Annotated in this window: 24 protein-coding genes; 13 read left to right on the forward strand and 11 right to left on the reverse strand. The window is 61.8% G+C overall.

The window, feature by feature from the left end; all coding sequences use genetic code 11:
- Positions 1–3: 3 nt before the first annotated feature.
- Positions 4–3,360, reverse strand: a complete 3,357-nt coding sequence (gene lysX, locus CJ178_RS21145) for a bifunctional lysylphosphatidylglycerol synthetase/lysine--tRNA ligase LysX (protein WP_095887586.1) — start codon at positions 3,358–3,360, stop codon at positions 4–6.
- Positions 3,361–3,447: 87 nt separating this feature from the next.
- On the opposite strand from lysX, the gene CJ178_RS21150 reads away from it, so the two are divergent.
- The gene (locus tag CJ178_RS21150; protein WP_033235435.1) at positions 3,448–3,675 is read left to right on the forward strand and encodes an RNA-binding S4 domain-containing protein; all 228 of its coding nucleotides are present in this window, start codon (positions 3,448–3,450) and stop codon (positions 3,673–3,675) included.
- A gap of 15 nt (positions 3,676–3,690) precedes the next feature.
- Here the strand turns inward: CJ178_RS21150 and rraA are convergent, their stop codons facing one another.
- Positions 3,691–4,167 carry a ribonuclease E activity regulator RraA gene (gene rraA, locus CJ178_RS21155; protein WP_095888081.1) on the reverse strand — a complete coding sequence of 159 codons (477 nt, stop codon included), beginning with the start codon at positions 4,165–4,167 and terminating at the stop codon, positions 3,691–3,693.
- A 133-nt stretch (positions 4,168–4,300) separates the two neighbouring features.
- Here rraA and CJ178_RS21160 point away from each other — a divergent pair, with 133 nt between their 5' ends.
- Complete coding sequence (locus tag CJ178_RS21160) at positions 4,301–4,597, forward strand: putative quinol monooxygenase (RefSeq protein ID WP_033235359.1); 297 nt, start codon at positions 4,301–4,303, stop codon at positions 4,595–4,597.
- Between the two features lie 68 nt (positions 4,598–4,665).
- Here CJ178_RS21160 and CJ178_RS21165 read toward each other — a convergent pair whose 3' ends face one another.
- A complete protein-coding gene (locus CJ178_RS21165; RefSeq protein WP_095887587.1) occupies positions 4,666–5,562 on the reverse strand; it encodes an oxygenase MpaB family protein in 897 nt (298 codons plus the stop codon).
- Positions 5,563–5,715: 153 nt separating this feature from the next.
- Here CJ178_RS21165 and CJ178_RS21170 point away from each other — a divergent pair, with 153 nt between their 5' ends.
- Positions 5,716–6,174 (forward strand): hypothetical protein, encoded by a 459-nt coding sequence (locus CJ178_RS21170; RefSeq protein ID WP_033235361.1) that lies wholly within the window; start codon positions 5,716–5,718, stop codon positions 6,172–6,174.
- A gap of 125 nt (positions 6,175–6,299) precedes the next feature.
- On the opposite strand, the gene CJ178_RS33345 is transcribed toward CJ178_RS21170, so the two are convergent.
- A complete protein-coding gene (locus CJ178_RS33345; RefSeq protein ID WP_242484744.1) occupies positions 6,300–6,485 on the reverse strand; it encodes a hypothetical protein in 186 nt (61 codons plus the stop codon).
- Here CJ178_RS33345 and CJ178_RS33730 point away from each other — a divergent pair.
- Positions 6,429–6,692 carry a helix-turn-helix domain-containing protein gene (locus CJ178_RS33730; protein ID WP_373557486.1) on the forward strand — a complete coding sequence of 88 codons (264 nt, stop codon included), beginning with the start codon at positions 6,429–6,431 and terminating at the stop codon, positions 6,690–6,692. The genes CJ178_RS33345 and CJ178_RS33730 overlap by 57 nt on opposite strands.
- Here the strand turns inward: CJ178_RS33730 and CJ178_RS21180 are convergent.
- Entirely contained in the window at positions 6,638–8,092 is a 1,455-nt protein-coding gene (locus CJ178_RS21180) for a histidine-type phosphatase (RefSeq protein WP_095888082.1), read from the reverse strand. The genes CJ178_RS33730 and CJ178_RS21180 overlap by 55 nt on opposite strands.
- A gap of 120 nt (positions 8,093–8,212) precedes the next feature.
- Positions 8,213–8,932 (reverse strand): TSUP family transporter, encoded by a 720-nt coding sequence (locus tag CJ178_RS21185; protein ID WP_179300794.1) that lies wholly within the window; start codon positions 8,930–8,932, stop codon positions 8,213–8,215.
- An 83-nt stretch (positions 8,933–9,015) separates the two neighbouring features.
- On the opposite strand from CJ178_RS21185, the gene pdxR reads away from it, so the two are divergent.
- The gene (gene pdxR / locus CJ178_RS21190) at positions 9,016–10,527 is read left to right on the forward strand and encodes a MocR-like pyridoxine biosynthesis transcription factor PdxR (RefSeq protein WP_052683446.1); all 1,512 of its coding nucleotides are present in this window, start codon (positions 9,016–9,018) and stop codon (positions 10,525–10,527) included.
- Here the strand turns inward: pdxR and CJ178_RS21195 are convergent.
- Positions 10,517–11,776, reverse strand: coding sequence for a Glu/Leu/Phe/Val family dehydrogenase (locus CJ178_RS21195; protein WP_095887590.1), 1,260 nt, complete (start codon positions 11,774–11,776; stop codon positions 10,517–10,519). The two genes, pdxR and CJ178_RS21195, sit on opposite strands and share 11 nt — an antisense overlap.
- The gene (locus tag CJ178_RS21200) at positions 11,773–13,125 is read right to left on the reverse strand and encodes an aspartate aminotransferase family protein (protein WP_033235366.1); all 1,353 of its coding nucleotides are present in this window, start codon (positions 13,123–13,125) and stop codon (positions 11,773–11,775) included. The genes CJ178_RS21195 and CJ178_RS21200 overlap by 4 nt, the downstream gene beginning before the upstream one ends.
- Before the next feature lie 301 nt (positions 13,126–13,426).
- Between CJ178_RS21200 and CJ178_RS21205 the strand changes: the two genes are divergently transcribed.
- From CJ178_RS21205 to CJ178_RS21225, 5 genes are all read left to right on the forward strand, one after another.
- Positions 13,427–14,173, forward strand: a complete 747-nt coding sequence (locus CJ178_RS21205) for an SDR family NAD(P)-dependent oxidoreductase (protein WP_095887591.1) — start codon at positions 13,427–13,429, stop codon at positions 14,171–14,173.
- Positions 14,170–15,090, forward strand: a complete 921-nt coding sequence (locus tag CJ178_RS21210) for an ABC transporter permease (protein ID WP_095887592.1) — start codon at positions 14,170–14,172, stop codon at positions 15,088–15,090. Before CJ178_RS21205 ends, CJ178_RS21210 begins: the two co-directional genes overlap by 4 nt.
- 146 nt (positions 15,091–15,236) lie before the next feature.
- Positions 15,237–16,157: a taurine ABC transporter substrate-binding protein gene (locus CJ178_RS21215; protein WP_257013293.1), complete on the forward strand. Its 921-nt coding sequence runs from the start codon at positions 15,237–15,239 to the stop codon at positions 16,155–16,157.
- Positions 16,154–16,978 (forward strand): ABC transporter ATP-binding protein, encoded by an 825-nt coding sequence (locus CJ178_RS21220; RefSeq protein ID WP_033235369.1) that lies wholly within the window; start codon positions 16,154–16,156, stop codon positions 16,976–16,978. The genes CJ178_RS21215 and CJ178_RS21220 overlap by 4 nt, the downstream gene beginning before the upstream one ends.
- Positions 16,979–17,060: 82 nt before the next feature.
- A complete protein-coding gene (locus tag CJ178_RS21225; RefSeq protein ID WP_033235439.1) occupies positions 17,061–18,248 on the forward strand; it encodes a lipase family protein in 1,188 nt (395 codons plus the stop codon).
- Positions 18,249–18,279: 31 nt separating this feature from the next.
- On the opposite strand, the gene CJ178_RS21230 is transcribed toward CJ178_RS21225, so the two are convergent.
- Both CJ178_RS21230 and CJ178_RS21235 read right to left on the reverse strand, forming a co-directional pair.
- Positions 18,280–18,657, reverse strand: coding sequence for a DUF5313 family protein (locus tag CJ178_RS21230; RefSeq protein ID WP_033235370.1), 378 nt, complete (start codon positions 18,655–18,657; stop codon positions 18,280–18,282).
- 31 nt (positions 18,658–18,688) lie between these two features.
- The gene (locus tag CJ178_RS21235) at positions 18,689–19,660 is read right to left on the reverse strand and encodes a GlxA family transcriptional regulator (protein ID WP_033235371.1); all 972 of its coding nucleotides are present in this window, start codon (positions 19,658–19,660) and stop codon (positions 18,689–18,691) included.
- A 70-nt stretch (positions 19,661–19,730) separates the two neighbouring features.
- Here CJ178_RS21235 and CJ178_RS21240 point away from each other — a divergent pair, with 70 nt between their 5' ends.
- The 3 genes from CJ178_RS21240 to CJ178_RS21250 are packed head-to-tail and all read left to right on the forward strand — an operon-like array spanning position 19,731 to position 23,095.
- Positions 19,731–21,056: an MFS transporter gene (locus CJ178_RS21240; RefSeq protein WP_045066202.1), complete on the forward strand. Its 1,326-nt coding sequence runs from the start codon at positions 19,731–19,733 to the stop codon at positions 21,054–21,056.
- Positions 21,057–21,089: 33 nt separating this feature from the next.
- Positions 21,090–22,643 carry a succinic semialdehyde dehydrogenase gene (locus CJ178_RS21245; protein WP_033235373.1) on the forward strand — a complete coding sequence of 518 codons (1,554 nt, stop codon included), beginning with the start codon at positions 21,090–21,092 and terminating at the stop codon, positions 22,641–22,643.
- An 8-nt stretch (positions 22,644–22,651) separates the two neighbouring features.
- Positions 22,652–23,095, forward strand: a complete 444-nt coding sequence (locus CJ178_RS21250) for an SRPBCC family protein (RefSeq protein WP_045066205.1) — start codon at positions 22,652–22,654, stop codon at positions 23,093–23,095.
- A gap of 45 nt (positions 23,096–23,140) precedes the next feature.
- Here the strand turns inward: CJ178_RS21250 and CJ178_RS21255 are convergent, their stop codons facing one another.
- Positions 23,141–24,082 (reverse strand): proline dehydrogenase family protein, encoded by a 942-nt coding sequence (locus tag CJ178_RS21255; protein WP_095887594.1) that lies wholly within the window; start codon positions 24,080–24,082, stop codon positions 23,141–23,143.
- Positions 24,083–24,163: the final 81 nt, after the last annotated feature.

Below are 24,163 nucleotides of genomic sequence, written 5' to 3' on the forward strand. Positions count from 1 at the left end.
CGATTACTGGCGTGGTTTCGCGAGGGGGAACGCCAAGGTTTCGCGGATGCTGCCGCCGGTGATCAGCATGACAACACGGTCGACGCCCATTCCGAGTCCACCCGTCGGCGGCATTGCGTGCTCGAGCGCTTGGAGGAATTCCTCATCCAACTCCATGGCCTCCGGGTCGCCGCCGGCCGCGAGCATCGACTGCTCGGTGAGGCGATTGCGCTGATCAACCGGGTCCGTCAGCTCGCTGTATGCCGTGCCGAGTTCCACTCCCCACGCCACCAGGTCCCACTTCTCGGCGACACCGGGAATGCTGCGGTGCGGACGGGTGAGTGGCGACATCGAGGTGGGGAAATTGGTGTAGAACGTCGGGAACTCGGTGAAGTCCTCGACCAGGTGCTCGTACATTTCCTGTGCCACGGCGCCCGCGTCCCAGTTGGACTGATACGGGATTTCGTTGTCGTCGCACAGTTTTTGCAGCTTTTCGAGGCTTGTCTCGGGAGAGACATCGACGCCGAGTTTTTCGGCAACTGCCCCGTGCATCGTCTTGACGGGCCACTCGCCGGAGATGTCGACCTCGACCAGTTCGCCGTCGGCTCCTGGCCGCATGATGATCTCGCGCCCGAAAGCCGCCACAGCCGCAGCTTGAATGAGCTCGCGGCACATCCGCATCATGCCCTCGTAGTCGCTGTGCGCCTCGTACGCCTCGAGGATCGTGAATTCGGGGTTGTGTTTGAAGTCGACACCTTCGTTGCGGAACACGCGACCGATCTCGAACACCTTTTCCATGCCGGCGACGCACAACCGCTTCAGGTACAGCTCGGGCGCGATGCGCAGGTACAGATCGAGGTTGTACGCGTTGATGTGCGTCAGGAACGGTGCGGCGTTGGCGCCGCCGTGAACCTGCTGCAGGATCGGCGTCTCCACTTCGAGGAAACCACGGTTGCCGAGTGAATCACGCAGCGACTTGACGACGGCACTTCTGGCTTCGAGTAGGTCGCGGGCCTTCGGGTTGAGGGCGATGTCGAGGTACCGCTGACGAACGCGAGTTTCGGGATCCGACAGGCCCTTCCACTTGTCCGGCAACGGATGCAGGCACTTGCCGTTCATGCGCCATTCGAGCGCGATCAGCGACAGTTCACCCTTACGGCTGCGACCAATGGTTCCACTGACCTCGATCAGGTCGCCGAGATCGAATTCGGCAGCGAACTCCGTCAACTTCTCGCGCCCGACGTGATCCTGGTCCACCAATACCTGAATGTCGCCGGACCAGTCGCGCACGTCGGCGAATGCAACACCGCCGTAGTCGCGGACCCGCAGGATTCGTCCGGCAATGCGTACGCGGGTGCCTTCCGGTGACTGTGCTGCCGCGGCGATCGTGTGAGTCGGAGGGTAGGCGACGGGATATGCGCTGATGCCTTCGCCCTCGAGCGTCGCCAGTTTGTTCATTCGCACGCGAACCTGCTCGGGTCGCCGCGGTCCCGGTGCTGCCATCGCCGGTGCGGAGTCCGGCAGGCTGCCGTCGGCGTGAATGCCTTCGGCGGTGACCAGTGCAGCAGGCAGCGTTTCGTGAATTCCGGTGTGCTTGGTGGCCTTGCTCGATCTGCGACTGAAGGTGGGGAGAACAACAAAACCCTCGGCGATCGCCGACGCGAATCCGACGCGTGGGAGTTCGCGATTGTCCTCGAAGCACAAAAAGCGTGGTTCCCAGTCCGGCTGATACTTCACGTTGGAGCGGTACAGAGCCTCGAGTTGCCACCAACGGGAGAAGAAGACCAACACCGATCGCCAGATACGCAGGATCGGTCCGGCGCCGATACGCGAGCCCTCCTCGAACACGGAGCGGAACACTGCAAAATTGAGTGAGACCCGAACGATGCCGAATTCGTCGGAGCGCGTGGCAAGCTCGGAGACCATCAACTCGACAACACCGTTGGGTGCCGTCGGCTTACGACGCATCAGGTCGAGGGAGACTCCGTTTGCCCCCCACGGGACGAGCGACAGCATGCCGACGACGGACTCGTCGTCGGTACCTTCGTCCATCACGGCTTCGACGAGGAGGCAGTCGCCGTCGAGTGGATCGCCCAGTCGGCCGAGTGCCATGGAGAAGCCGCGTTCGGTTTCGGTGTCGCGCCAGTCGTCGGCGCGAACGATGGCGGCGGACATGTCGACCTGGGGCACGTCGCGGTGGCGTCGCATCCGGACGGTCACGCCGCCGCGTCGTACGCGAGTGACTGCCTGTCGAACGGGGCGCATGTCGCGTCCGTTGAGATTGAATTCGCGGGTACGCAGGATGGCCTCGTCGCCGAGCTGCAGGACGTTGAGTCCGGCCCGCTTGTAGGCGGTTGCACCGGTTTCGCTGGCACCCATGACGGCTGTTGCCCAGCCGTACTTCGAGGCCAGGTCCTGCCACGCTTCGATGGCGTGCGGCCAGGCTTCGGGGTCGCCGATCGGATCGCCGCTGGCCAGGCAGACGCCGATCTCGACGCGATAGGTGACCGCGGCTTTGCCGCTCGGAGCGAAGATCGCGGCTTTGTCGCGTCGGGTGGCGAAGTAGGCGAGGGAATCGTCGGCGCCAAAACCTTGGATGAGCCCGCGGATCGCCGACTCGTCGTTGCCGGTGAGTGCGTTGTTGGAACGTTGGGCGCGGAAGAGCGTGATGACGGCAGCGAGGAGTGCGATAGCACCGAGGAGACCGAGGATCGTGTTCACGAAGGCATGCGGATGACCGTCGAAGACTTCGTTGTCGACCGCCGCTGCAGCGGTGACACGGTTGAGCGCCCACGCAAAACGCTGATCTTCCGGAAGTGTGCCTGGGAAGAGTTCGACCAGTCCCCAGCCCAACAGGGTGGCGATCGCCAAACCGCCGATCAGTACGCCGAGAGCTTTCCAGCCGGCTCCGCGTCGTACGCGGGTGTAGAACTCGGGACGGGCCGCGATCAGAATTCCGATGACGACCAGCAGTACGACAGCAGCTACGGCATTATTCGGATTTTTGTCGGTGAACGTGAACAAGATGTTGCTCAGGGCGATCACGGAGAGATAGACCGTCAACAGCCACCACGCGATGCGCTTGCGGCTGGCTAGTGCGGCAGCAAGAAGACCGACGACGAGCGCCCACGACAAGCTCGTATCCGGTGCGTCGAAGTAGTAGTTGTCGATGTACTCGCGTGGGACCCGGACGATATGACGCAGCGTCGGCGACAGGCTCCACAAGAAGACGAGGACGGAGAAGACTCCGAGGATCAAGCCCGAGATATGCGGGACCTGGCTCAGCCGCCCCGACTGGAAGCGGCGTGCCTTTCGCGGATTCTCCGGCGGAGTTTCAACCAACTCCGCGGTTGTATCCGTTATCTCGCTGATAGGTGCCATCGAGCGTCCTCCCATACCGGTCGATCAGTCTCACTGTTCAGTGTGGCCGTTCGTGTCCGGTTTTGTGCGAGGAGCAGAATGATTGCCATGAGCGCCAACATCCCCGCAGTACCGATCCGCGACGAAATGATCCGTCTCGGCCAGTTCCTCAAGCTCGCCAACCTCATCGAATCCGGCGCAGAAGCCAAGGAAGTCATCGCCGACGGCATGGTGTCGGTCAACGGTGAGGTGGAGGACCGTCGTGGTCGTCAGCTGCGCGACGGTGATGTAGTCGAGATCGGCGGGATGGCCGCCAAGGTGGAAGCTCCCGCCTGATCTCGAGCTCTACTTCTAGCTTTCGCGGACGACTACCCCGTCCTGGTCGCTGTAGACGATCTCACCGGGATTGAAGGTGACGCCGCCGATTTCGACGGGCACGTTTTTCTCGCCGGAACCGGTCTGTGTGCTCTTGCGCGGGTTGGTGCCGAGCGCTTTGACGCCGATGTCGAGGGTTCGCAGGATGGCGGAGTCACGGACGGCGCCGTTGACGATCACTCCGGCCCAGCCGTTGTCGACTCCGCGTCCGGCGATGATGTCGCCGACCAGTGCGGTGTGGATGCTCGCATCACCGTCGACGACGAGGACACCGCCGTTGCCCGGTTCGCTGAGGGTCTGCTTCACCAGCAGGTTGTCCTGGAAGCACTTGATGGTGGTGATGGGGCCGGCAAAAACCTCACGGCCACCGAACTGAGTGAACTGCGTGTCGCAGCTACGGATGTCTGGTCCAATTTCGTCGGCAAGGTCAGCAGTGGCTACAGGCTCGGTCATGCACGACAGAATAGTCGGCAGAGCGACAAAAGCTTCCTTCAACTTCACGCGATCACACCGTCAGCGGAATGTGCTTCCGATAACGTGGCCTTGAATTATTCGATTCACTGCAGTTGACGACTAGGAGTGTTCTGTGACGATTTTCGCGATTTTGGATGTGCGGTTGAAGAAGGAGAGCCTTGATACCGCGCGCGAGGTGTTCGGGCGAGTTTTGGCTGAAACCCGTGCTTTCGAGGGTTGCGAAGGCGTCGACGTGGTGATCGATGCCGAGGACGAAACGCACTGGTTGTGCGTCGAGAAGTGGGCGTCGGCCGAGGCTGATGCCGCTTACCGCGAATGGCGCGCGGGTCCGGGAGCTATCAAGGATTTGGGACCACTTCTTGCCGGTGCGCCCGGTCTGGGTAAGTACGAACTGGAATCCGCGATCTGATTTTTTCGGGGGCGTTTCCTTCGCGAACTGTGCCGAAGGAAGCGCCCCATTCTTGTCTTACCGCCACGTCACGCTTGGGCTTGTTCACTCGGCTTCACGTGCTTGACGGGACACCCCGTGGGAAAGGTTCCCAGTTGGTCGACCTTGTAGCCGGCTCGGTAGCTGCGGATATTCGGAAGATCGCGGGCGAATTTCCGGGCGGTGCGCGGTGGGAAGAATCGCAGCAGGCGGCCGCGTGCTTTGAGTGCGCCCCTGGAGAGCGCACGAACCACCGCAGGTGGGCGCTTGTACCCGAACGCCTCGAGAAGGTGATCGTCCATGAGTGAGTAGGCGAATGCCTTGATCAGGGGCTTCGGCGCTAGGTTGTTGGGCGGGAACGTGCACATGAGTTCCAGTGTGGAGTCGGCAACCGCCCTGGCACCCGGATCGAACGAAAAGTGTTCGCGCTCATACTCGTCCAAGAGCTTCGCGAATCCGTCGTAGGTCGTCGGCATGTCCTTGATGTTCATGTGACGGCCGAGTTCGCGGTAATAGAAGGTGGATCCGGCTATTTCGTTGGGCGTCAACGGGCGCCAACCGTACGATTCGAGCCAGCGCACCGGAGTGACGACAAAAGTAGCCAACACGTATCGCATGTCGTCGTTGGAGATGTCGTACGAGCCGTGCATCTGGTTCATCCGGCGAACACTCGATCGACCTTGGTCGCTGCCCAGGCCGTGTTCGAGGACGGCGTCGAGAATGAGGCTGGTGTCGTCGTACCGTTTCTGGACCCGGTCGGTGAATTCACCCGTGGAGAAGAGCAGTTTGCCGATCGACGGCACCGCGTAGGTGCGGAACAGCGCAAAACTGAGGGCCTGGTTGATGTCCCAGGGAAACTCTTGAGCAGCAAGAATGCGAGACATCTCTTCGTAGTCGGTCTCGGGATCGAGCTGATTTGTGCGCGCGCGAAGGTCGTAGCGCTTCATGTGAACACTCCCATGGCTTCGGTGTGAGCTGTGCCACCGAGAGTAGTTCTGACAACGCATGTTGTCTAGAGGTGTCGAATTGCCACTGTTCGGTCGTTTCGGGTGTTGTACCAGGGGTATCCGATCAGGGAGTTGTCGACCCGAGGAGTTTCAATGAGTATCTCCCGTACTGCCCGAATCCTGGCAGCCGTAGGTTTGCCGATCGTTGCGTCACTCGCATACGTGGGCACCGCTTCGGCGGATCCACCCCATCCGTTCGGTGGTGCTGCAGTGACCATCGGTTGTCCCAACCAGGGGTCACTGGCGTCGATGACCGGTCTCACCGGGCAGTCCGGGCCTGAAGCCAATCCGCCGATCGCCAAGGGCGACATACGCTTCGAGTCCTTCCCGGCAGCAGCACCGATACCGGCCGCCGGGCAGGTCACGGTCGCGTGGGTCAACACCGACACCGGTAAGGCCGGAATCGTCGATCTGATGGGGACGTACCCCTATCTGTCGGCGACTGTGAATACCGGTGTCGGCAACGTTGTTGCGACCGCTTTCGGTTCCATCAACTGGGGCAGTAGCCCTATCTGCCAAAGCAATCCGACAATTGGACGGTTCATAGCCTGACTTGTGCCTGACTCTGTGTCCTGACGCCGCAGCAGTGGCGGTATCGCGTGATTATCTGTCATCTCGGAGATACCGCCACGACCTTGCTGTCCCATATTCTGAAACATGTTCGGTAAAAGTATATTTCAGGTGAGGGAGAAGGCTGCGGCGTGAACGGGTCGAGTGCACGTCAGTTGATGAGCCGGCTGCTCGTCGAGAAGCGTAATAGCCTTGCGCCCGAGAAGGTCGGTATTCGATGCGAGGGTGCTCGTCGCATGCACGGCCTCAGTAGACGTGAGGTCGCGCAGATCGCCGACATCAGTTTCAATCACTATCAAAGGCTGGAACAGGGTACGTCCGTGGGTGTTTCGTCTCGGGTCATGGTTCGTATCTGCGATGCATTGTTGATGGAAGACGACGAGAAAGCGCGCATGCTGGCGTTGCACCAAGCATGGGCGCGTCCGCGTCGTCCGGGGGCCCGGCCTCAAGCTACGGGGGAGATTTCCGGCAGGCAGCGCTCGAGTTCCGCCGGCGTGTAGAAGAAGCTTCCGCTTGCAACCGGCGTGCAGGGCGCTGCAAACGCGGTTTCACGCTCGTTGTAGAGCATGCGAACCAGCTGTGCGTTGTCCGGTCCGGCAAAGACGTCCCACTGGATGTTGGCGCCCATCGGGCTGACCTGCTCGCCCCGCCACGGGTTGTTGTCGTACGTGTACAAGGTGCCCTCAGGCTGTGCGACCGTGCTGCCGGGCAGCTTCAGCAGTGCAGCAAAGGGGATGATCGTCTCGGCGTGCGCAAATCGAAAGTCGGCCCCGGGCAAAGAATCTGCACCTGAATGTTCTTTCAGCCCAGCCAGGAATTCGTCGCGGAGCACCGTCGCCATCCGGTAGGTAACGTCCTCACCGGCAAATCCCGGTCCCTTGGCGTAGAAATCCTCTGCGTCGTTGGTGTACGCCAGCCACTGAGCGTCGTCCTGGTCGATGAAGCGACCGAAATTCCAGTCACCTTCCTCCGACATACCCGGGGTGATGATGTACGTGTTGTAAAGCATGTACGCGGCGTCGACCTCGTTGTTGATCTCTTCCGAGCCCTTGCCCCGGTCGACGAGTGAGAACTCGCCGGCGACAAGACGATCCACAAAGCTCTTCGAGTACAGCTTCTCCATCATGTGACGTGACACGTCGCGAGTGCGAGGCAGGTTCTCGATCTGCTCGTCCACGGCTTCGAGGCGAGGATCGGAATCCTCGTATTCCTTGTAGTCCGCGTTCAGATCGGAATCGTGGAAGTAAAGGACGTCAGGATCAGACGTGACAGCTCCGATATTTCCGGCGATCGCCGGAAATGCGGTGCTCACGCCCTGGGCGAAGTTGGCGGCACTGTCCACTGCGCGGTCCACACCCGAGGACGTCAGGGTGATCGAGCCGTCCTGCTTGGCAATTGCGTCGAACAGCTGCGGAAGGCGTTCCGTCACACGGGCACCCATCTCGCGATGCTCGGTAATGCCGAGGCCGCTCAGATTGCCGTAGCCCAACGTCTGGTTGGCCGCCATGAGTTCACGAAGTACGGGGCCGAACTCCTTGCCGACGGGAGTCAGAGCGTTCTCGGCTTCGGCGATCTCCCAGAGTTGCAGGCTCAGGTCGTCGTACTTCAGGCTCGAGAGCGCGCGGGAACCATGACGTGCAACGTTTTCCGTGTACACGGGCGTGAAACCGGCGGGCACGGCCTGGAGTCCGCCAATGGCCTGGCCGGGTGAATACGGAGTCTTGGACGTGAAGCCCCCGACGGCAGGTGTGCCCGGGGCCCCGAGAGAACCGGTGTCGAGAGAACCGGTGTCGAATGAACTGAATGGTGACGCGTCGGCAATGGCAGAGGTGCCGGTCGTGACAAGCATGAGTCCGACAGCGCCTGCGGCCGCCAGCAATCCGAAGCGGGGGCTTCGCATGGTGATGAGTCCTTTCTGCTCGCGCCGAAATGGCACGACGAACAGGAAGTTAGATCGGCTAAGCGTCCGTAGGTGGCCATAGGACAGACGTCCAGGTGGCCGCAGGGTTAAAACTCGGATTCACATGGCCAGTCCGGCTACGCTTTTGGCTAACAGCACGGTTGCCGCGGCGAGGATGATGTAGGTGGTTGTGCGACTCAAGACCGCCAGGGAGATCCGCCGCGCCAGATACGAGCCGAGCAGGTGTCCACACACCAGCAGTGGAGACAATGCGAGTGCGGCAAGCAATTCGCTTCCGGTAACACCGATCTGGAGATGGAGTGCCATAAGCGTCGCCGCAGCCATGACAAGAAAGATCGTCGACAACGTAGAGCGCAGGGTGGCAGCATCGTCCGGCCGATAGGTCAGCGACAGCGGTGGCCCGGGCATCGCGGCCAATGCGCCCATGAACCCGGCCGCGGCCCCGGCGCCTGCCAGGGTTCGCCGCGATCCGGTCACGGACTTACCTGCGAGCATCGCCGCCCCTGCTGCCAGCGCGAGAACGGCCACCAGGAGTTGAACGGACGCCGTTTCAACGCGCTGTATGACCCACAGGCCTGCGGCGATACCGGGAATCATTGTGGCGGTCGCGATTCCGACCGTGCGTGTGTCGCAATGCCCGCGTTCTCGCGCCGCCACCATCAGCATCATCGGAATGGTGAGAATCAGTAGCGGGGCTGGAACAAGCCACGGGGCAATCAGAATAAGGGCGGGTCCGGCGATCAAGCCGAAACCCGAGCCGGTTGCCGATTGAATCGCCGAGGAGGCAACAAGTACGCAGGCAACCAGGAGAAGAATCACAATCCCATTCTCTGGGCGATCTGGCACTGACGGAAGATCCAGATCGTGGGAGCATTAATGGGGCCAGAATCAGGAGGAGCAGGTTGCGATCACACGAAAATCTCGGAGAGTTCCTCGAGGGCAGGTCGGCGTATCTCGACTCGGCCACCAACACGCCGATGTACCGGCGCGTGCGGGCCATGCTCGAAGACCTGCTTGCACGTGGAGTGTTCGACGGTGGTCGACCCATGCCGTCGACGCGCTACCTGGCGCAGGAACTTGGCGTTTCCCGAAATACGGTGGCAGCGGCCTATGACGAGCTGATCGCGCTCGGAGTAATCGAGAGTCGTCCTCGCAGTGGTCTTTACGCGGCAGCCCCGCTCACTCGAACACCTTCTGCAGAGTCGTCGCCGCCCGCTCCGCCAGTTGACTGGTCGACATTGCTCCAGCCCCGCGAGAGCGTCGAGTTCACCCGAACTCTGGGCCATCCCGACGCCTTCGACTATCCGTACCCGTTCATCAGTTCTCAGCCCGAACTGCGCTCCTTCCCGGTCCGCGGTTGGTTGCGCGCGGCGAGTGAGGCGATGACGGGCCCGCATCTGCGGTACAGCGTGCGTGACGCCGTCGATCAGGACGATCCGCTGCTGGTGGAGGCGCTGCGCAAGGAAATTCTCCCGTCGCGAGGCATCGAAGCAGCGGCTGACGAGATATTGGTGACCAGTGGAACTCAGCAGGGGCTGTCGCTGATTGCCGACGTCCTGTTGCGACCCGACAAGATCATGGGCTTCGAGAACCCCGGATACCTCGACGCGATGCACATTTTCAAGCGCTCCGGTGTGGAACTGTCTCCCATTCCCGTTGACGGGCGCGGGGCGGTGTTCGACAGATCGACTGTCTTCGACGCCATGTATCTCACGCCGAGTCATCACCACCCCACCAACGTCACATTGAGCCTGCCTCGCCGCAAGCTGCTCCTGGAATTGTTGGAGGAGAGAAACGGTTTTGTGATCGAAGACGACTATGACAGCGAATTCCGCTTTCGTGGGAGGCCGACTCCGTCCCTCAAATCCTTGGGGGACAACCGCCGGGTGATCTACCTCGGTTCCTTCTCGAAGTTTCTCTCGGCCGGCCTGCGCATCGGGTACATCGTGGCGGATCCGCCTGTCATTGCGGCACTTCGAGCAGAACGGCACCATCGAACCAAACATCTCCCGGGACATATTCAGCGGTCGCTGGCGTTGTTCGTCATGTCCGGGGATTACCACAAGGTGCTGCGCTCGCATCGTCGCCGACTCAAGCAGAACTGGGAAATCATTACCGAGTCGATCAACAAGTACATGCCTCGAGTTGAGACGCCGTCGTTTCCTCCGGGCGGTGTCAGTGTCTGGTACACCGGCCCGGAGGATCTTGACGCTGCCGAACTCACGGAACGTGCAGCCCTGCAGGGGATCCTGGTGGCCGACGGCTCCCGCTACTTCTTTCCAGGGACAGGCTCCCGAAACTGCCTGCGGCTGGGTTTCGGTTCGATAGACCAGAATTCGATCGAACCGGGTATCGCACTGCTCGGCGGAATTGCTCACCGACTACTGGATGAATCTCGCCGAATCAGTGAGTGAGGCCCCGCGCTCGGTGGGCCCGGGCGACGCGACCGACCGCCAGGGTCATCGCGGCGCGTCGGAGCGTGGTGCCGGTAGCACCAGCCTGATCCAGTACCGCAGCCCAGGCTGCAGTCATCCGATCATCGAGTCCCCGTTCTACTTCGGGGAGAGTCCACCAGTAACCCTGTTGTGCCTGAACCCATTCGAAGTAGGACACGACGACTCCGCCGGCGTTGGCCAGGATGTCCGGGACCACCAACACTCCCGCCCGCTCGAGTACGGCGTCGGCCTCGGCGGTGGTTGGCCCGTTTGCACCCTCCACGACAATACGTGCCTGGATGCGATGTGCGTTGCCGCCGTGGATAACTCCTTCAACCGCAGCGGGAACCAGGAGGTCGACATCCAGTTCGAGAACGGCAGCGGGGTCGATCTGCTCACCTCCGGGGAAGCCTGCGACGGAACCGTGCTCGGTGACGTGGGCTCGCAGAAGGGGCAGGTTCAATCCGTCGGCGTTGTGCACCGCGCCGAATCTGTCGCTGACAGAGATGATCCGGACTCCCGCGTCGGCGAGGTAGTCGGCAGCGTCGGCTCCGACCTTGCCGTATCCCTGGACAACGGTGGTGGCCGAGTTCGGTTCTATGCCTGCCTTTTTCAGAGCCAACAACGCGATGTGCGCAACACCGCGTGAGGTTGACGTCCGGCGGCCGAGCGAACCGCCGAGATCAAGCGGCTTGCCCGTCACCACGCCCGGGACACCACGGCCCCGAGTTGCGGAGTAGGCGTCCATCATCCAGGCCATCGTCTGCTCGTCGGTGCCGACGTCCGGAGCGGGAATATCGTTGTCCGGCCCGATGACGGGTGAGATTCCCTGGGTGTACGTCCGGGTCAGTCGTTCGAGTTCGGCCGGGGAGAGAGTCAGGGGATCGACGTCCACCCCACCTTTTGCCCCGCCGTACGGAATATCGAGGAGCGCGCATTTCCACGTCATCCACATTGCGAGAGCCCGCACTTCGTCAAGATTCACTCCGGCGCTGTACCGGATCCCGCCCTTCGCCGGTCCGCGCGCGATGCTGTGCTGCACGCGGTATCCGGTGAACACTTCAACGTCGCCGTTGTCGCGGACCAGCGGAACGCTGACCGTCGTCTCACGTCTGGCGGACCCGAGGATGCGGTGCAGGCCGTCCGGGTAGCCCAGGGCCGCCACTGCCTCCGCGAGTTGCGTGCGCGCGTCGTCGAGCGCACTGGCGTGGACGGCCGAGGCTGTCACCGGGGACCGTCGTAATAGGAATCGGCCACGTCGAGGGCAGTGTCGAGCATGGCGAGTGCGGCGTCGACCTGCGTCGGCGTCACGGTGCACGGCGGGACGACGTGGATGCGGTGGTAGTTGTTGAAGACGAGCAGTCCGGCGTCGCGGGCGGCGGCCATCGTCTGGCCGATCGCGGCGTTGGTGCCGCCATACGGTGACAGGGGCTCGCGCGTCTCGCGGTTCGTCACGAGATCGAGTGCCCAGAAGACTCCGAGACCGCGGACGTCCCCGATGCTCGGGTGCTTGTCCGCGAGAGCGCGTAGGCCCGGTCCGAGTGACGTGCGACCGATGAACTCTGCGTTCTCGACTATGCGCTCCTCGTGCATCGTGGTGATGGTGGCCACCGCTGCGGCGCAGGCGAGCGGGTGGCCGGAGTACGTCATGCCGCCGGGGTACGGACGCTCGGCAAACGAGTTGTAGATCTTCTCGCCGACGATGACTCCGCCCAGGGGCACGTAACCGGAGTTCACACCCTTGGCAAACGTGATGAGATCGGGGACAACGTCGTAATGGTCGATTGCCAGCCAGGCGCCCGTGCGGCCGAAGCCGGACATGACCTCGTCGCAGATCATGACGATGCCGTATCGGTCGCAGATGTCACGAACACCCTTCAGATATCCGGGCGGCGGCGGCATGATGCCGGAGGTGCCGGGAACGGATTCGACGATGATCGCGGCAAACGCGGCCGGACCTTCGAAGCGGATCAGAGTTTCGAGATGTTCGAGAGCTCGCTCACATTCCTGTTCCTCTGTCTCGGAACGGAATTCGGATCGGTACAGGAAAGGTCCGTGGAAATGAACGGCGCCCGAGTTTCCGTAATCGTTCGGCCACCGGCGGTGATCGCCCGACAGGTTGATCGTCTCGGCAGTAGCGCCGTGGTACGAGCGGTACGCCGAAAGGATCTTGTAGCGACCGGTATGCAAGCGCGCCATGCGAATTGCGTGCTCGTTGGAGTCTGCGCCGCCGCTGGTGAAGAACACCCGGTCCATTCCCTCGGGTGAAATCTCGGCGATCAGACGCGCTGCCTCGGACCGAGCCTCGTTTGCGTGTGCCGGCGCGATGGTGCAGAGCTTCGCAGCCTGCTCCTGTACCGCCGCGACAACCTTGGGATGCTGGTGACCGACGTTCGTGTACACGAGTTGCGACGAGAAATCGAGGTATTCCTTGCCGTCGCCGTCCCACAGGTAGCAGCCGTCTGTGCGCTCGACCACCATGGGCTGCAAGGATTTCTGTGCCGACCATGAGTGAAAGACGTGTGCGCGATCCAACTCGTACGTACGTTGTGAGGTGCTGATTGCGGGAGCTGCCATGGCAGAAACCTCCTGATCGAGGGTTGGAACTTCTTCAGTCCACTCAAGGATGGGGAATGGTTGTGGTCCTGCGCCAGATCCAGATTCGAGGGCATCTCCTGGGGCCAGTTACACGATGGAACCTTCGCGTTAACACGAGACGGCTACGTTACGACTGGCCCGAGAAATTCACCACGCAGGTGGCACTGGAGTGGGGGCCAGATCACGAGCACACTGGTGAGCAGTTCATTCACCGCCGTCGGGATCTCGTGTCTGCGGATCTCTCAGGGCCGAAACATCATTCATCGAGGAGTTCACAACTATGTCCGTCATGAAAGCTCCAGTTGCCGTGGTCACCGGGGCCAGCAGCGGCATCGGTGCCGCTACGGTGCGCCACCTCGTCAAAGAGGGTTTCGACGTGGTGATGGGTGCACGCAGAATGGATCGACTCGAGGAGTTGGCACGTGAAACAGGTGCTCGCGCTCTGTCTCTCGATGTGACGGACGTCGAATCGGTCGACGCCTTCTGCGCGTCGATCGAGCGGTGTGACGTGCTGGTCAACAATGCCGGCGGCGCATTGGGAGCCGACAGTATCGCCGACACCGACGAAGCCGACTGGACCGCGATGTTCGACGTCAACGTACTCGGTGTACTGCGCGTCACACAGCGGCTTCTCCCGCGCCTTCGTGAGAGCGGAAACGCTACTGTCGTCACCATCGGGTCGATTGCCGGACGCGAGCCCTACCTCGGCGGCGCTGGGTACAACGCCGCGAAACATGCTGTGACAGCACTCACTCGGGTTCTTCGCCTCGAACTGCTCGGCGAACCCATCCGTGTCTGCCAGATCGATCCAGGCATGGTGGAGACGGAGTTCAGCATTGTGCGCTTCGGTGGCGACAAGGAGCGTGCCGATGCGGTGTACGCCGGCGCCGATCCGTTGACCGCGGACGACATCGCGGAATGCGTTGCCTGGGTTGTGACCCGCCCGAGCCGAGTCAACGTCGACTCGATGCTTGTACTGGCTCGCGACCAGACCTCAGCTCAGCGAGTGCACAGGAGGACGGCATGACCACCACTGCTTCACCGAGTTCAACTGCTTCACCGAGTTCAACAGAAGCTACGCGTGTACCTACTCCTCCGCCCGCAGTGTCCGCGAAGAAGCGCACACCGATTTTCACACCGGAACGGGTGCGCTCCATCGGAGTCCGGATTGCGGCTTTGGTTGCGTTCCTCGTGGTGTGGTGGGGTATTACCGCGGCCGGTGTTATCGACGAACTATTCCTTCCTTCACCAGGTTCGGTGTGGGATGCGTTCATTCGGGCCAACACCTGGCATCAGGTGGCGCCCGGTGTCGACCGCGAAGTGCTCGGCGAACAGAACTACTTTCTCTGGGAACACTTGATCGCCAGCGGTCAGCGCATAGCGGCAGGCGTCGGCGCGGCCGTGATCGTGGGTCCGCTGATCGGTTTTGCGATGGGAATGTCCGTCCCGATCAGAACCTTCGTGGAGCCGTACCTGAACTTTCTGCGTGCGTTGCCGCCACTCGGCTATATCGGCCTGCTGATCGTCTGGTTCGGTATCGGTGACACCTCCAAGATCTGGCTGCTGTTCCTCGCTGCCTTCCCACCGATCGCGATAGCCACACTCAACGGCGTCACCTCGGTGAAGGTCGATCAGATCAACGCCGCTCGAGCTCTGGGTGCGAGCCGAACTCAGGTACTGACGAATGTGGTCTTTCCGTCGACGCTGCCGGAAGTGATCAACGGTATTCGAATCGCAGTCGGCTTTGCGTGGACCACCGTGGTGGCCGCGGAACTCAACAACGGCATACCCGGTATCGGCGGGTTGGCCTATCTTGCCGGCACGCAGCTCAATACACCACTCACAATCGCATGCATCATCGTCATAGGTTGCGCCGCACTTGTTCTCGACTCCGCGATCAAGGCAATCGGAACACTCGTAGCACCATGGAAGGGTAAGGCATGACCGGTCAGTCGAGGCGAATTGCAATCGCGGTGGTTTCCGCTGCAACTCTGGGCACAACTTTGACCGCGTGTGTGGAAACGGGTCGAGGTGAGATGAGCCGCTCGATGGACAGCTCAGTGAGTTGTCCTGTCACAGTGGATGAATCGGTGACTACGTCGGCACGGATCGGGTATCAGGACATTCCGAACGGTGATCTGATCGTCAAGGATCAGGGGCTGCTCGAGGCGTGCATGGCCAATGCGGATATCACGTGGAGCAAGTTCAGTTCGGGGCAGGATGTAGTGCAGGCCTTCGGTTCCGGAAGCCTGGATCTGGGAACCTTGGGGTCGAGTCCGGCAACAATGGCGTTGTCGGCACCGCTGAATATCCCCATGCAGGTCGTCTGGATCCAGGACGTGATCGGCGAAGCCGAGTCGCTCGTTGTCAAAGACCCATCGATAACCACATTGGAAGGGTTGAAGGGCAAGAAAATCGCGACACCGTTCGGCAGTACGTCGCACTACAGTCTGCTTGCAGCCCTCGGAGCGGCAAACATGACTGCCGATGTCACCCTCATGAGTCTGAAACCGGACGCAATGCTCGGAGCGTGGCAGGGTGGACAGATCGACGCGGCCTGGGTGTGGGATCCGACGCTGTCGAAGCTGACGGCCGACGGTCACATCGTCATGAGTAGCGCTGATGTTGCGGCACAGGGCGCGCCCACGTTCGATCTCTCGGGTGCTACCACTGAATTCGTCTCCGCCAATCCGGAATTCATGCTCATGTGGACCAAGCTGCAGGACTACGCAGCCGGCCGGATCAACGCCGATCCCACTGGTGCCTCAGTATCGATGTCTGCTCAACTCGGTATTGCCCCCGACGTCGTCAAGCCGCAGTTGGCGGGCTACACGTACCTCTCGGCGGCGGAGCAAGCCGGCCCCGCCTTCCTCGGCGGCGAATTCACTCAAAGTCTTTTCGGCACTGCGGAATTCCTGCTGCAGCAGGGAAACATCGACGCAGTAAGCCCCAGCAGCACCTACGCCGAGGGAATCTACACGGACGCAGTGACGAAAGTGGGCCAGTCATGACAAGCACGGCTACAGACCTCAGCACTCGCGTCGTACTCACCGAAGTGCGGAAGGAGTACGTCACCGCAGGTGAATCGGTACTCGCGCTGGCCCCCACCAGCTTGACTTTCGAACCGGAAGAATTTGTCTGCGTAGTCGGACCGTCCGGTTGTGGCAAGACGACGCTCCTCCAAATGCTTGCCGGTTTCCAAGCGCCGACCGAGGGAACCATCATGGTCGGGAACACTCACATCAAGGGGCCGGACCCGGATCGTGGTGTGGTGTTCCAGCAAGCAAATCTGTACCCGTGGTTGTCGGTGCGGAAGAACGTCGAGTTCGGGCTGAAGATGCGGGGAGTTCCTCGCGCCGAGCGTGCCGCCGAGGCCGATCGGATGCTGGAAATGGTCGGCTTGGAGTTGTATGGTGACCGTAAGCCCTACGAGCTGTCCGGTGGCCAGCAGCAACGCTGCCAGATTGCGCGTGTACTTATCACAGACCCGCGAATTATCCTGATGGACGAGCCTTTTGGTGCACTCGATGCCATGACCCGCGAGAAGTTGCAGCTCGAACTGCTCGACTTGTGGCGCGAGCGTCGTAAGACGGTCTTCTTCGTCACTCACAGTGTGGAAGAGGCGATCTTCCTCGGAACCCGAGTGATTGTGATGGGCGCCAGGCCGGGTCGCGTCATCTACGACCGCAAGGTGTGGTTCAAGGGTGACAATCGCGAACCCGTCGACACCGCTGTCCGTTCGACCCCCGAGTTCGTGGCTATGCGAGACGAAGTCGCAGCCAAGATCTACGAGGCACAAGGTTTGATCGGCGCAACGGTTGCGTTGCACTGACTTTCACTGCACTGACTTTCACTGCACTGACTTTCACTCATCTGGAGGAGTTTTCGTGAAGATCGACCGCAAGAAGCGTCTGATCCGAGTGTCCAGTGGAGCTCTGGCACTGTGTGCGGCTGCATCAGTAGCAGCTTTTGCTGCCCCGGCGTCGGCCGAAGGGTCATTGTCCTTCGGAGATCCGCAGGCACCACAACTGTCGCCGGGAACTCTGATCACCGCGCACAATCTCACCGAATCTGCCGCGCTGCCCAGCGCGGCGAAGAACGAACGCATCACCTACATGTCCCAAAGTGCCTCAGGTGAACCGATTCTCGTCTCTGGAGTTGTTGCTATCCCCAAGACGCCTGCCCCGGCAGGTGGTTGGCCGGTGATCAGTTGGGCACACGGCACAACCGGAGTTGCCGACGCCTGTGCGCCGTCGGCGGATACTCCCGCCGGTCCGGTTCACGACTACCTGTCGGTGGTCGATCAAACTCTCGACCAGTGGGTCAGCAGTGGGTACGTTGTGGTCCAAACCGACTACGAGGGTCTCGGTACCCCCGGCGGTCACTCGTACATGAACGGGACCAGCGCTGCCAATACCGTGACCGATATCGTTCGAGCCGCTCGGCAGGTGGACGATCAGGTTGGCAAGGACTGGTTTGCGATGGGCCACAGCCAAGGTGGGCAGGCAGCCGCTTTCACGTCGCAGATCGGCAAGGACCGCGCACCGGAACTGAATCTGAAGGGTGCGGTATCGATAGCTCCCGGAAACGGCACGGCCCAGATTCCCGCAATGGTTGCTACGGGAAATCAGGCTATGGCAGGGGGAGTGCCGTTTGTTCCGGTCATCCTGCTGGGCGTACAGGCAGTTGATCCGTCTGTAGTTCCTGAAGACTTGCTGTCGGATCAGGCCCAGCCGCTCCTCGAGGCTGCCCGGACGGGGTGCCTGGCGGCAGTGCGTGCGGTACCGACTGTCCCCGTTGATCAGATCTTCCGTGAGGGTGCAGATCTGACGGCGTTGACAGCAAACCTGAACGAGCAGGAACTGTCGACCGTAACCCCGAAGGTGCCCACCTTGTTCGCGCAGGGAACCACGGATGTTCTTGTCTCGGTGGCAAGTACGTCCGGCGCAGTCAAGGATTACTGCGCCAAGGGCTCGGACATCGAGTTCAAGACCTACGAGGGTGCCGATCACCGCGGAGCAATCGCGGCGTCCTACAACGACGCGATGGACTTCACGACAAGAATGCTCGCGGGCGGAGAGGTGAACCCCGGGGCTTGTTGACCTCGCTAGGCCGATCGCACTCGTGAGGCTGTCAGCGGCCGTGCCGCTTTTCGTAGTCCTCACGAGTGCGATCGGCGCGGCGCTGGGCTTTCTCGTTCATGAGTTCGGGATCGAGGCCGTGACTCTGAAGGCGGTGACGGCGGTAGATGTTGCCAAGCGCCACGACAAAATAGGCCAGCGGGATGAGCAGTAGCGCCATCATGGCGAGAGGGATCCAAATGGGTCCCGGAATCAGGAGAAACAGCAGGAGGATGAGCGTCGCCGGCACCGTGAAACGAACGATGTAGCGAACCTGGGCGCCCGGTCCGACCAGATCGTTCCGAACCCAATCCTGGTACTTGTCAGGGAGGGTCTTGCCCAGAAGGTATCCGCAGTACTGGAGGAAATTCGGGCGGGTCGATTCAGCCATACCTCCAGGGTAGTTGCCGGGAATGGCAGATTTACCCCGGTGCCTGGAAAGTGCGGCGATAGGCGCTCGGCGAGACGCCGAGCGTGTCACTGAGGTGCTGACGCATCGATGTGGCGGTCCCGAATCCGGTGCGGGCCGCAATCGTGTCGATCGAGAGATCGGTTTCTTCGAGTAGTTCGCGGGCGTGATCGATACGCCGAGCGGTGAGCCAGCGGTTCGGCGTTGTCCCGACCTCGTCGCGGAATCTGCGACTGAAGGTGCGGACGCTCATGTTGGCGCGATTCGCCAGGTCCGTCAGAGTGATCGGTTCCCGGAGATGCTCGAGAGCCCAATGCCGAGCGGCGGCAGTCGATTCGGAAGGTTTGTCGGCCAGCGGGCGTCGAATGTACTGGGCTTGCCCACCGTCGCGCCACGGCGGTACGACGCATCGCCGGGCGACGGTGTTCGCCACTTCCATGCCGTGATCGCGCCGCACGATGTGTAGGCACAGGTCCACTCCTGAGGCCACTCCGGCGGAGGTCAGAATGTGGCCCTCGTCGACGAACAGGACGTCGGGGTCCACCTTCACCTTGGGGTAGATGCGCTGGAAGTGATCCGTGTTGCGCCAGTGAGTAGTGGCCCTCAAGCCGTCGAGCAGGCCGGCCGCAGCCAGAACGTACGAGCCGGTGCAGATCGACACGAGCCGTGTCCCGGGGCGGATGTGTTCGAATGCCGCCGCCAACTCGGGGGAGAGGTAACCGTCCTCGTAGGCGGGACCAAGTTCGTACGACGCCGGAATGACGACGGTGTCCGCTGTGGCGAGTAGTTCACTGCCGTGGTCGACTGTAATGCTGAAATCGGCATCCGTTCGCACGGGCCGGCCATCGACAGTGCAGGTGAGGATCTCGTACAGAGGCTTGTCCTCGGCGTCGACCGCGCGTCCGAAGATACGCGCCGGGATGCCGAGCTCGAAGGGAATGACACCGTCGAGGGCAAGGACAACAACGCGATGCGGTCCGCTCATGGCCTGATTCTTTCATATATTGGCAATCTGGCCACTGTCGCGGTTGGGCGCGGTACAGCAGAATCCTCTTGTGACTTCTGAGATCGCTCTCCCTGAATCGGGCCGACAGCGGGTGCGCCCGCCGCGCTTTCACCGTGCCTGGTCGGTGGCGATCGTGGCCTTCCTGGCGCTGGTCGGTGCTGCCAGTTTCCGAGCGGCACCGTCCATTCTGATCGACCCCCTACATGAGGATTTCGGCTGGTCACGCGCCAGTATCTCGGCTGCCGTATCGGTGAACCTGGTCCTGTACGGACTCACCTCGCCGTTCGCGGCGGCCCTGATGGAGCGCTTCGGTATCCGCGCTGTTGTCACCTCCGCGCTGGCGTTGATCTCGCTCGGCAGTGGTTTGACGATCTTCATGACGTCGAGTTGGCAGTTGATCCTGCTGTGGGGCGTCTTTGTCGGCTTGGGGACCGGATCGATGGCACTGGCCTTTGTCGCCACCGTCGTCGACCGCTGGTTTGTCGAGAAGCGTGGGCTCGTCACCGGCATCCTGACAGCCGGTGGTGCGGCCGGCCAATTGGTGTTCCTGCCCGTCCTGGCAAAGATCGCCGAAACTTACGACTGGAAGAGCGTCGCCTTCACGGTCTCGTTCGCCGCGTTGGCCGTCGTGCCGTTTGTGCTGTTGTTCCTGCGCAACTACCCGTCGGACGTCGGGACGACGCCGTACGGTGCACCCGCCGATTACGTCGCGCCCGCTGCGCCGGTTCATCAGCGTGGCGGCGCCGGGGGTCGTGCAATCTCCGTGCTGATCATGGCCTCGAAGACCAAGGTGTTCTGGCTTCTTGCGGGCACTTTCGCGATCTGCGGCGCGAGCACCAACGGCCTGATCGGCACGCACTTCGTCCCGGCGTCGCACGATCACGGCATGCCGATCACCACGGCCGCGTCTCTGCTGGCGTTGATCGGAATCCTCGACATGGTCGGAACCATCGCGTCGGGGTGGTTCACCGACCGGGTGGACTCGCGGAAACTGCTCGGCATCTACTACCTGTTTCGCGGAATCTCGCTGCTCTTCCTGCCGCTGCTCCTCGCGAACACGGTGAACCCGCCGATGATCGCCTTCGTCATCTTCTACGGACTCGACTGGGTGGCGACGGTTCCGCCGACCGTCGCGCTGTGTCGTCAGCACTTCGGCGCCGACGCTCCCATCGTGTTCGGTTGGGTGCTGGCGTCGCACCAGATCGGTGCCGGCCTGGTGGCGTTCCTGGCGGGCCTGGTCCGTGATCAGATCGGCTCGTACGACGCGGCCTTCTACGTGGCAGGCGCTCTGTGCGCGATCGCCGCTGTGATGTCGCTGACGATTGCAAAACGCCGTACTGTGATCGGCACCACCGACGGGGTAAGTTATACGTAACTCCAAGAACTACTCACCAGTAGGGGTACCGAAATGCCAGCTCCGTCCGCTGCGACCTTCTCGCGGCTCGCCGAACTGATCGCCATCGACAATGCTGCCGATCGCCCGACGAAGTCCATCACCGAGGTGTTCACCGGCAAGGAGCTGGCGACCATCCCCGTGGGCACCGCCGACGACGCACTTGCCGCTATCGCTCGCGCCCGCGTCGCGCAGAAGGAGTGGGCAAAGCGCCCCGTCCTCGAGCGTGCCGCGATTTTCCATCGCTACCGCGACCTCATCCTCGAGAACCGCGACGCACTCATGGACATGGCACAGGCGGAGACCGGCAAGTCCCGCGCGGCTGCGCAAGAAGAAGTTCTCGACATTTCGATGACGGCGCGGCACTACGCGCGCGTCGCCCCGAAGCTGCTGCGTCCGCGCCGAGTATCCGGAATGCTGCCCGGCTTGACCAAGACGGTTGTGCGTTACCAGCCCAAGGGTGTTGTCGGCGTCATCTCGCCGTGGAACTACCCGATGACGCTGGCGGTGTCCGACGCCATTGCCGCGCTTCTCGCCGGTAACGGTGTTGTTCTCAAGCCCGACAGCCAGACTCCGTACTGCGCTCTTGCCTGCGTCGAATTGCTCTACAAGGCAGGGCTTCCCCGCGATCTCTTCGCCGTTGTTCCCGGGCCGGGCGGCGTTGTCGGAACAACGCTGGTCGAGAACACCGACTACCTCATGTTCACTGGTTCCACTGCCACCGGACAGTTACTCGGCGAGCAGGCCGGCCGCCGTCTCATCGGATTCTCCGCAGAACTCGGTGGCAAGAACCCGATGATCGTTCTGGCCGGCGCAGATCTGCGTGAGGTCACCGACGCAGCGGTGCGCGCGTGTTTCTCCAACTCCGGCCAGTTGTGTATTTCCATCGAGCGCATTTACGTCGAAGAGTCCATCGCACCCGAGTTCATCCGGATGTTCGGTGACCGCGTCAAGAAGATGAACATCGGCGCCGGGTACGAATTCGGAATCGAGATGGGCAGCCTCGTCTCCGAAGCCCAGGTCAAGGCTATTTCCTCGCATGTCGACGACGCTGTGGTGAAGGGCGCCACCGTCATTGCCGGTGGAAAGGCGCGCCCGGATATCGGACCGCTGTTCTACGAGCCCACACTCCTCACCGGTGTGCCCGAGGATGCGGAGTGCTACCGCGACGAGACTTTCGGTCCCCTCGTTTCGATCTACCCCGTCAAGGACGCCGAAGAGGCAATCGCCGCTGCAAACGACACCGAGTACGGTCTCAATGCCAGTGTGTGGGCGGGAAGCAAGGCCGTCGGTGAAGCGATTGCCGCACGAGTCCGCGCCGGAACCGTCAACGTCGACGAGGGCTACGCACCTACCTGGGGCAGCACCGCTGCGCCGATGGGCGGCATGGGAGTTTCGGGCGTCGGACGCCGTCACGGTGCCGAAGGTCTGATCAAGTACACCGAGCCGCAGACGGTTGCGACCACTCGGGTCATGAATCTTGGTGGGCCACGCGGAGTTCCGGCCAAGCTGTGGGCCAAGATCATGCCCCATGCCATCAAGATCATGTCCTGGGTTCCGGGTCGGTAGGCGTCCAGGTGGATCGCTCGAGCGCGTACATCGAAGCCACGCCCGACTCCGTCTGGACCTTGGTCAGCGACCTCGAAGGGATGGGTCGTTTCAGTCCCGAAAATACCGGTGGTGCCTGGACTTCCGGAAAGCCGGGTACGGTGGGCGCAACATTCAAGGGCACCAACAAGCATGGTCTGGTGCGGTGGAGTACCCGCTGCACCATTACCGAAGTTGTTGGTGGGCAGAAGTTCGCCTTCGAAGTAGCTGAGTCGAAGGCGCGATGGAGCTTTCTGGTCGAGCCGTCGGGAACGGGGACTCTGCTCACCGAGACTCGTGAAATCTTTGCGGCTGCGCCCCGATATGTGCGGATTCTGTCCGGCAGTGGAGTTCTCGGCCGCGGCCGAGATCAGATCATCGCGGCCGGGATCGACACCACCCTCGCGCGTATCAAGATGCATCTCGAGCAGTAGGGAGAACATGCAGTGGGGCCAGTGCGGCCCCACTGCATGTTCTGATCAGACTGCGGCGTCGGCAATTGCTGTGTAGACGCGCGCTGGTTCCTCGGCAATGCGATTGAGGACGTAGAGCCACCACTCGGTCCCGAAGATCACGTATTCGCGAGTGGTGAAACCGTCGGCATGCAAAGCGTCCAGTTGCTCGGTTCCCAAGCCGAGCAGCATCTCGAACTCGACGTGTTCCGCAGCCAATGCCGAACCATGTTCTGCTCGAAGTGTTTCGAGGATGTCGCGGTCGTGTGTTGCGATCGCTACGAGATGTCCGGCCTTGACGATCTTCGACGCGTACGTCAGGTATGCGTCCTGCAACTCGGCACTTCCGCGTGGGTATGCAATTGAATCCGGTTCCAGGAACGTGCCTTTCACCAGTCTGATGCGCCCGGGCCGATCGAGGAGTGTTGCGATGTCCTGCGCCGTCCGGTGCAGTCTCGCCTGAACGGTGACACCGACGTGAGTGAACCGTTCCGCTAGTCGGCCGTGAATGTCGAGTACAAGATCGGTACGGTCGGAGCCTTCGGCCGAGATCATCAGTTCGGCTCCGGCACGCTCGGTTGCTTCGGCGAGCCGAACGACGTTGCGGTAACACAACTCCGGATCGACGACGAGACCGATGTGCGATAGGTCGAATGACACCGTGCTGTCGACGCCCGTCTTGCCGATGCGCTCCGCCAGTTCGACGAACACGTCGGTTTCGGCGTTCGCGACATCAGCGTCACGAACACTCTCCCCGGTGTATTCGATGCTGCCCTTATGCCCACGGGCAAAGATCGCCGGCAGGCGATCGAAGGCTTCGTCCATCGTTTCGCCACCGATGTAGCGATCGGCGACTCTGCGCGCAATTGCTGCGGATGCCGGATCGGCCATCGTGCGCTCTTTGAGTGTTTCGTCGAGGGCCATCCGTCGGAGTACGTCGGCGGCCTGGGCTGCGGGGTCGGGATTCACGATGTCAGCCTACGTTCCCGGACGTCGCAGGAATTTTTCTTCAAACCCTTGCGTTCGATCTATTGTCGATATATCGTCGAT

The sequence above is a fragment of the Rhodococcus sp. ACPA4 genome (assembly GCF_002300185.1).
GTDB lineage: Bacteria > Actinomycetota > Actinomycetes > Mycobacteriales > Mycobacteriaceae > Rhodococcus_F > Rhodococcus_F globerula.

What these genes read in the sequence shown, in the direction of transcription:
- lysX (WP_095887586.1), bottom strand. Translation starts at nt 3,360, where the DNA reads ATGGCACCTATCAGCGAGATAACGGATACAACCGCGGAGTTGGTTGAA.
- CJ178_RS21150 (WP_033235435.1), top strand. Translation starts at nt 3,448, where the DNA reads ATGAGCGCCAACATCCCCGCAGTACCGATCCGCGACGAAATGATCCGT.
- rraA (WP_095888081.1), bottom strand. Translation starts at nt 4,167, where the DNA reads ATGACCGAGCCTGTAGCCACTGCTGACCTTGCCGACGAAATTGGACCA.
- CJ178_RS21165 (WP_095887587.1), bottom strand. Translation starts at nt 5,562, where the DNA reads ATGAAGCGCTACGACCTTCGCGCGCGCACAAATCAGCTCGATCCCGAG.
- CJ178_RS21170 (WP_033235361.1), top strand. Translation starts at nt 5,716, where the DNA reads ATGAGTATCTCCCGTACTGCCCGAATCCTGGCAGCCGTAGGTTTGCCG.
- CJ178_RS33730 (WP_373557486.1), top strand. Translation starts at nt 6,429, where the DNA reads ATGCACGGCCTCAGTAGACGTGAGGTCGCGCAGATCGCCGACATCAGT.
- CJ178_RS21180 (WP_095888082.1), bottom strand. Translation starts at nt 8,092, where the DNA reads ATGCGAAGCCCCCGCTTCGGATTGCTGGCGGCCGCAGGCGCTGTCGGA.
- CJ178_RS21200 (WP_033235366.1), bottom strand. Translation starts at nt 13,125, where the DNA reads ATGGCAGCTCCCGCAATCAGCACCTCACAACGTACGTACGAGTTGGAT.
- CJ178_RS21205 (WP_095887591.1), top strand. Translation starts at nt 13,427, where the DNA reads ATGTCCGTCATGAAAGCTCCAGTTGCCGTGGTCACCGGGGCCAGCAGC.
- CJ178_RS21210 (WP_095887592.1), top strand. Translation starts at nt 14,170, where the DNA reads ATGACCACCACTGCTTCACCGAGTTCAACTGCTTCACCGAGTTCAACA.
- CJ178_RS21220 (WP_033235369.1), top strand. Translation starts at nt 16,154, where the DNA reads ATGACAAGCACGGCTACAGACCTCAGCACTCGCGTCGTACTCACCGAA.
- CJ178_RS21230 (WP_033235370.1), bottom strand. Translation starts at nt 18,657, where the DNA reads ATGGCTGAATCGACCCGCCCGAATTTCCTCCAGTACTGCGGATACCTT.
- CJ178_RS21235 (WP_033235371.1), bottom strand. Translation starts at nt 19,660, where the DNA reads ATGAGCGGACCGCATCGCGTTGTTGTCCTTGCCCTCGACGGTGTCATT.
- CJ178_RS21245 (WP_033235373.1), top strand. Translation starts at nt 21,090, where the DNA reads ATGCCAGCTCCGTCCGCTGCGACCTTCTCGCGGCTCGCCGAACTGATC.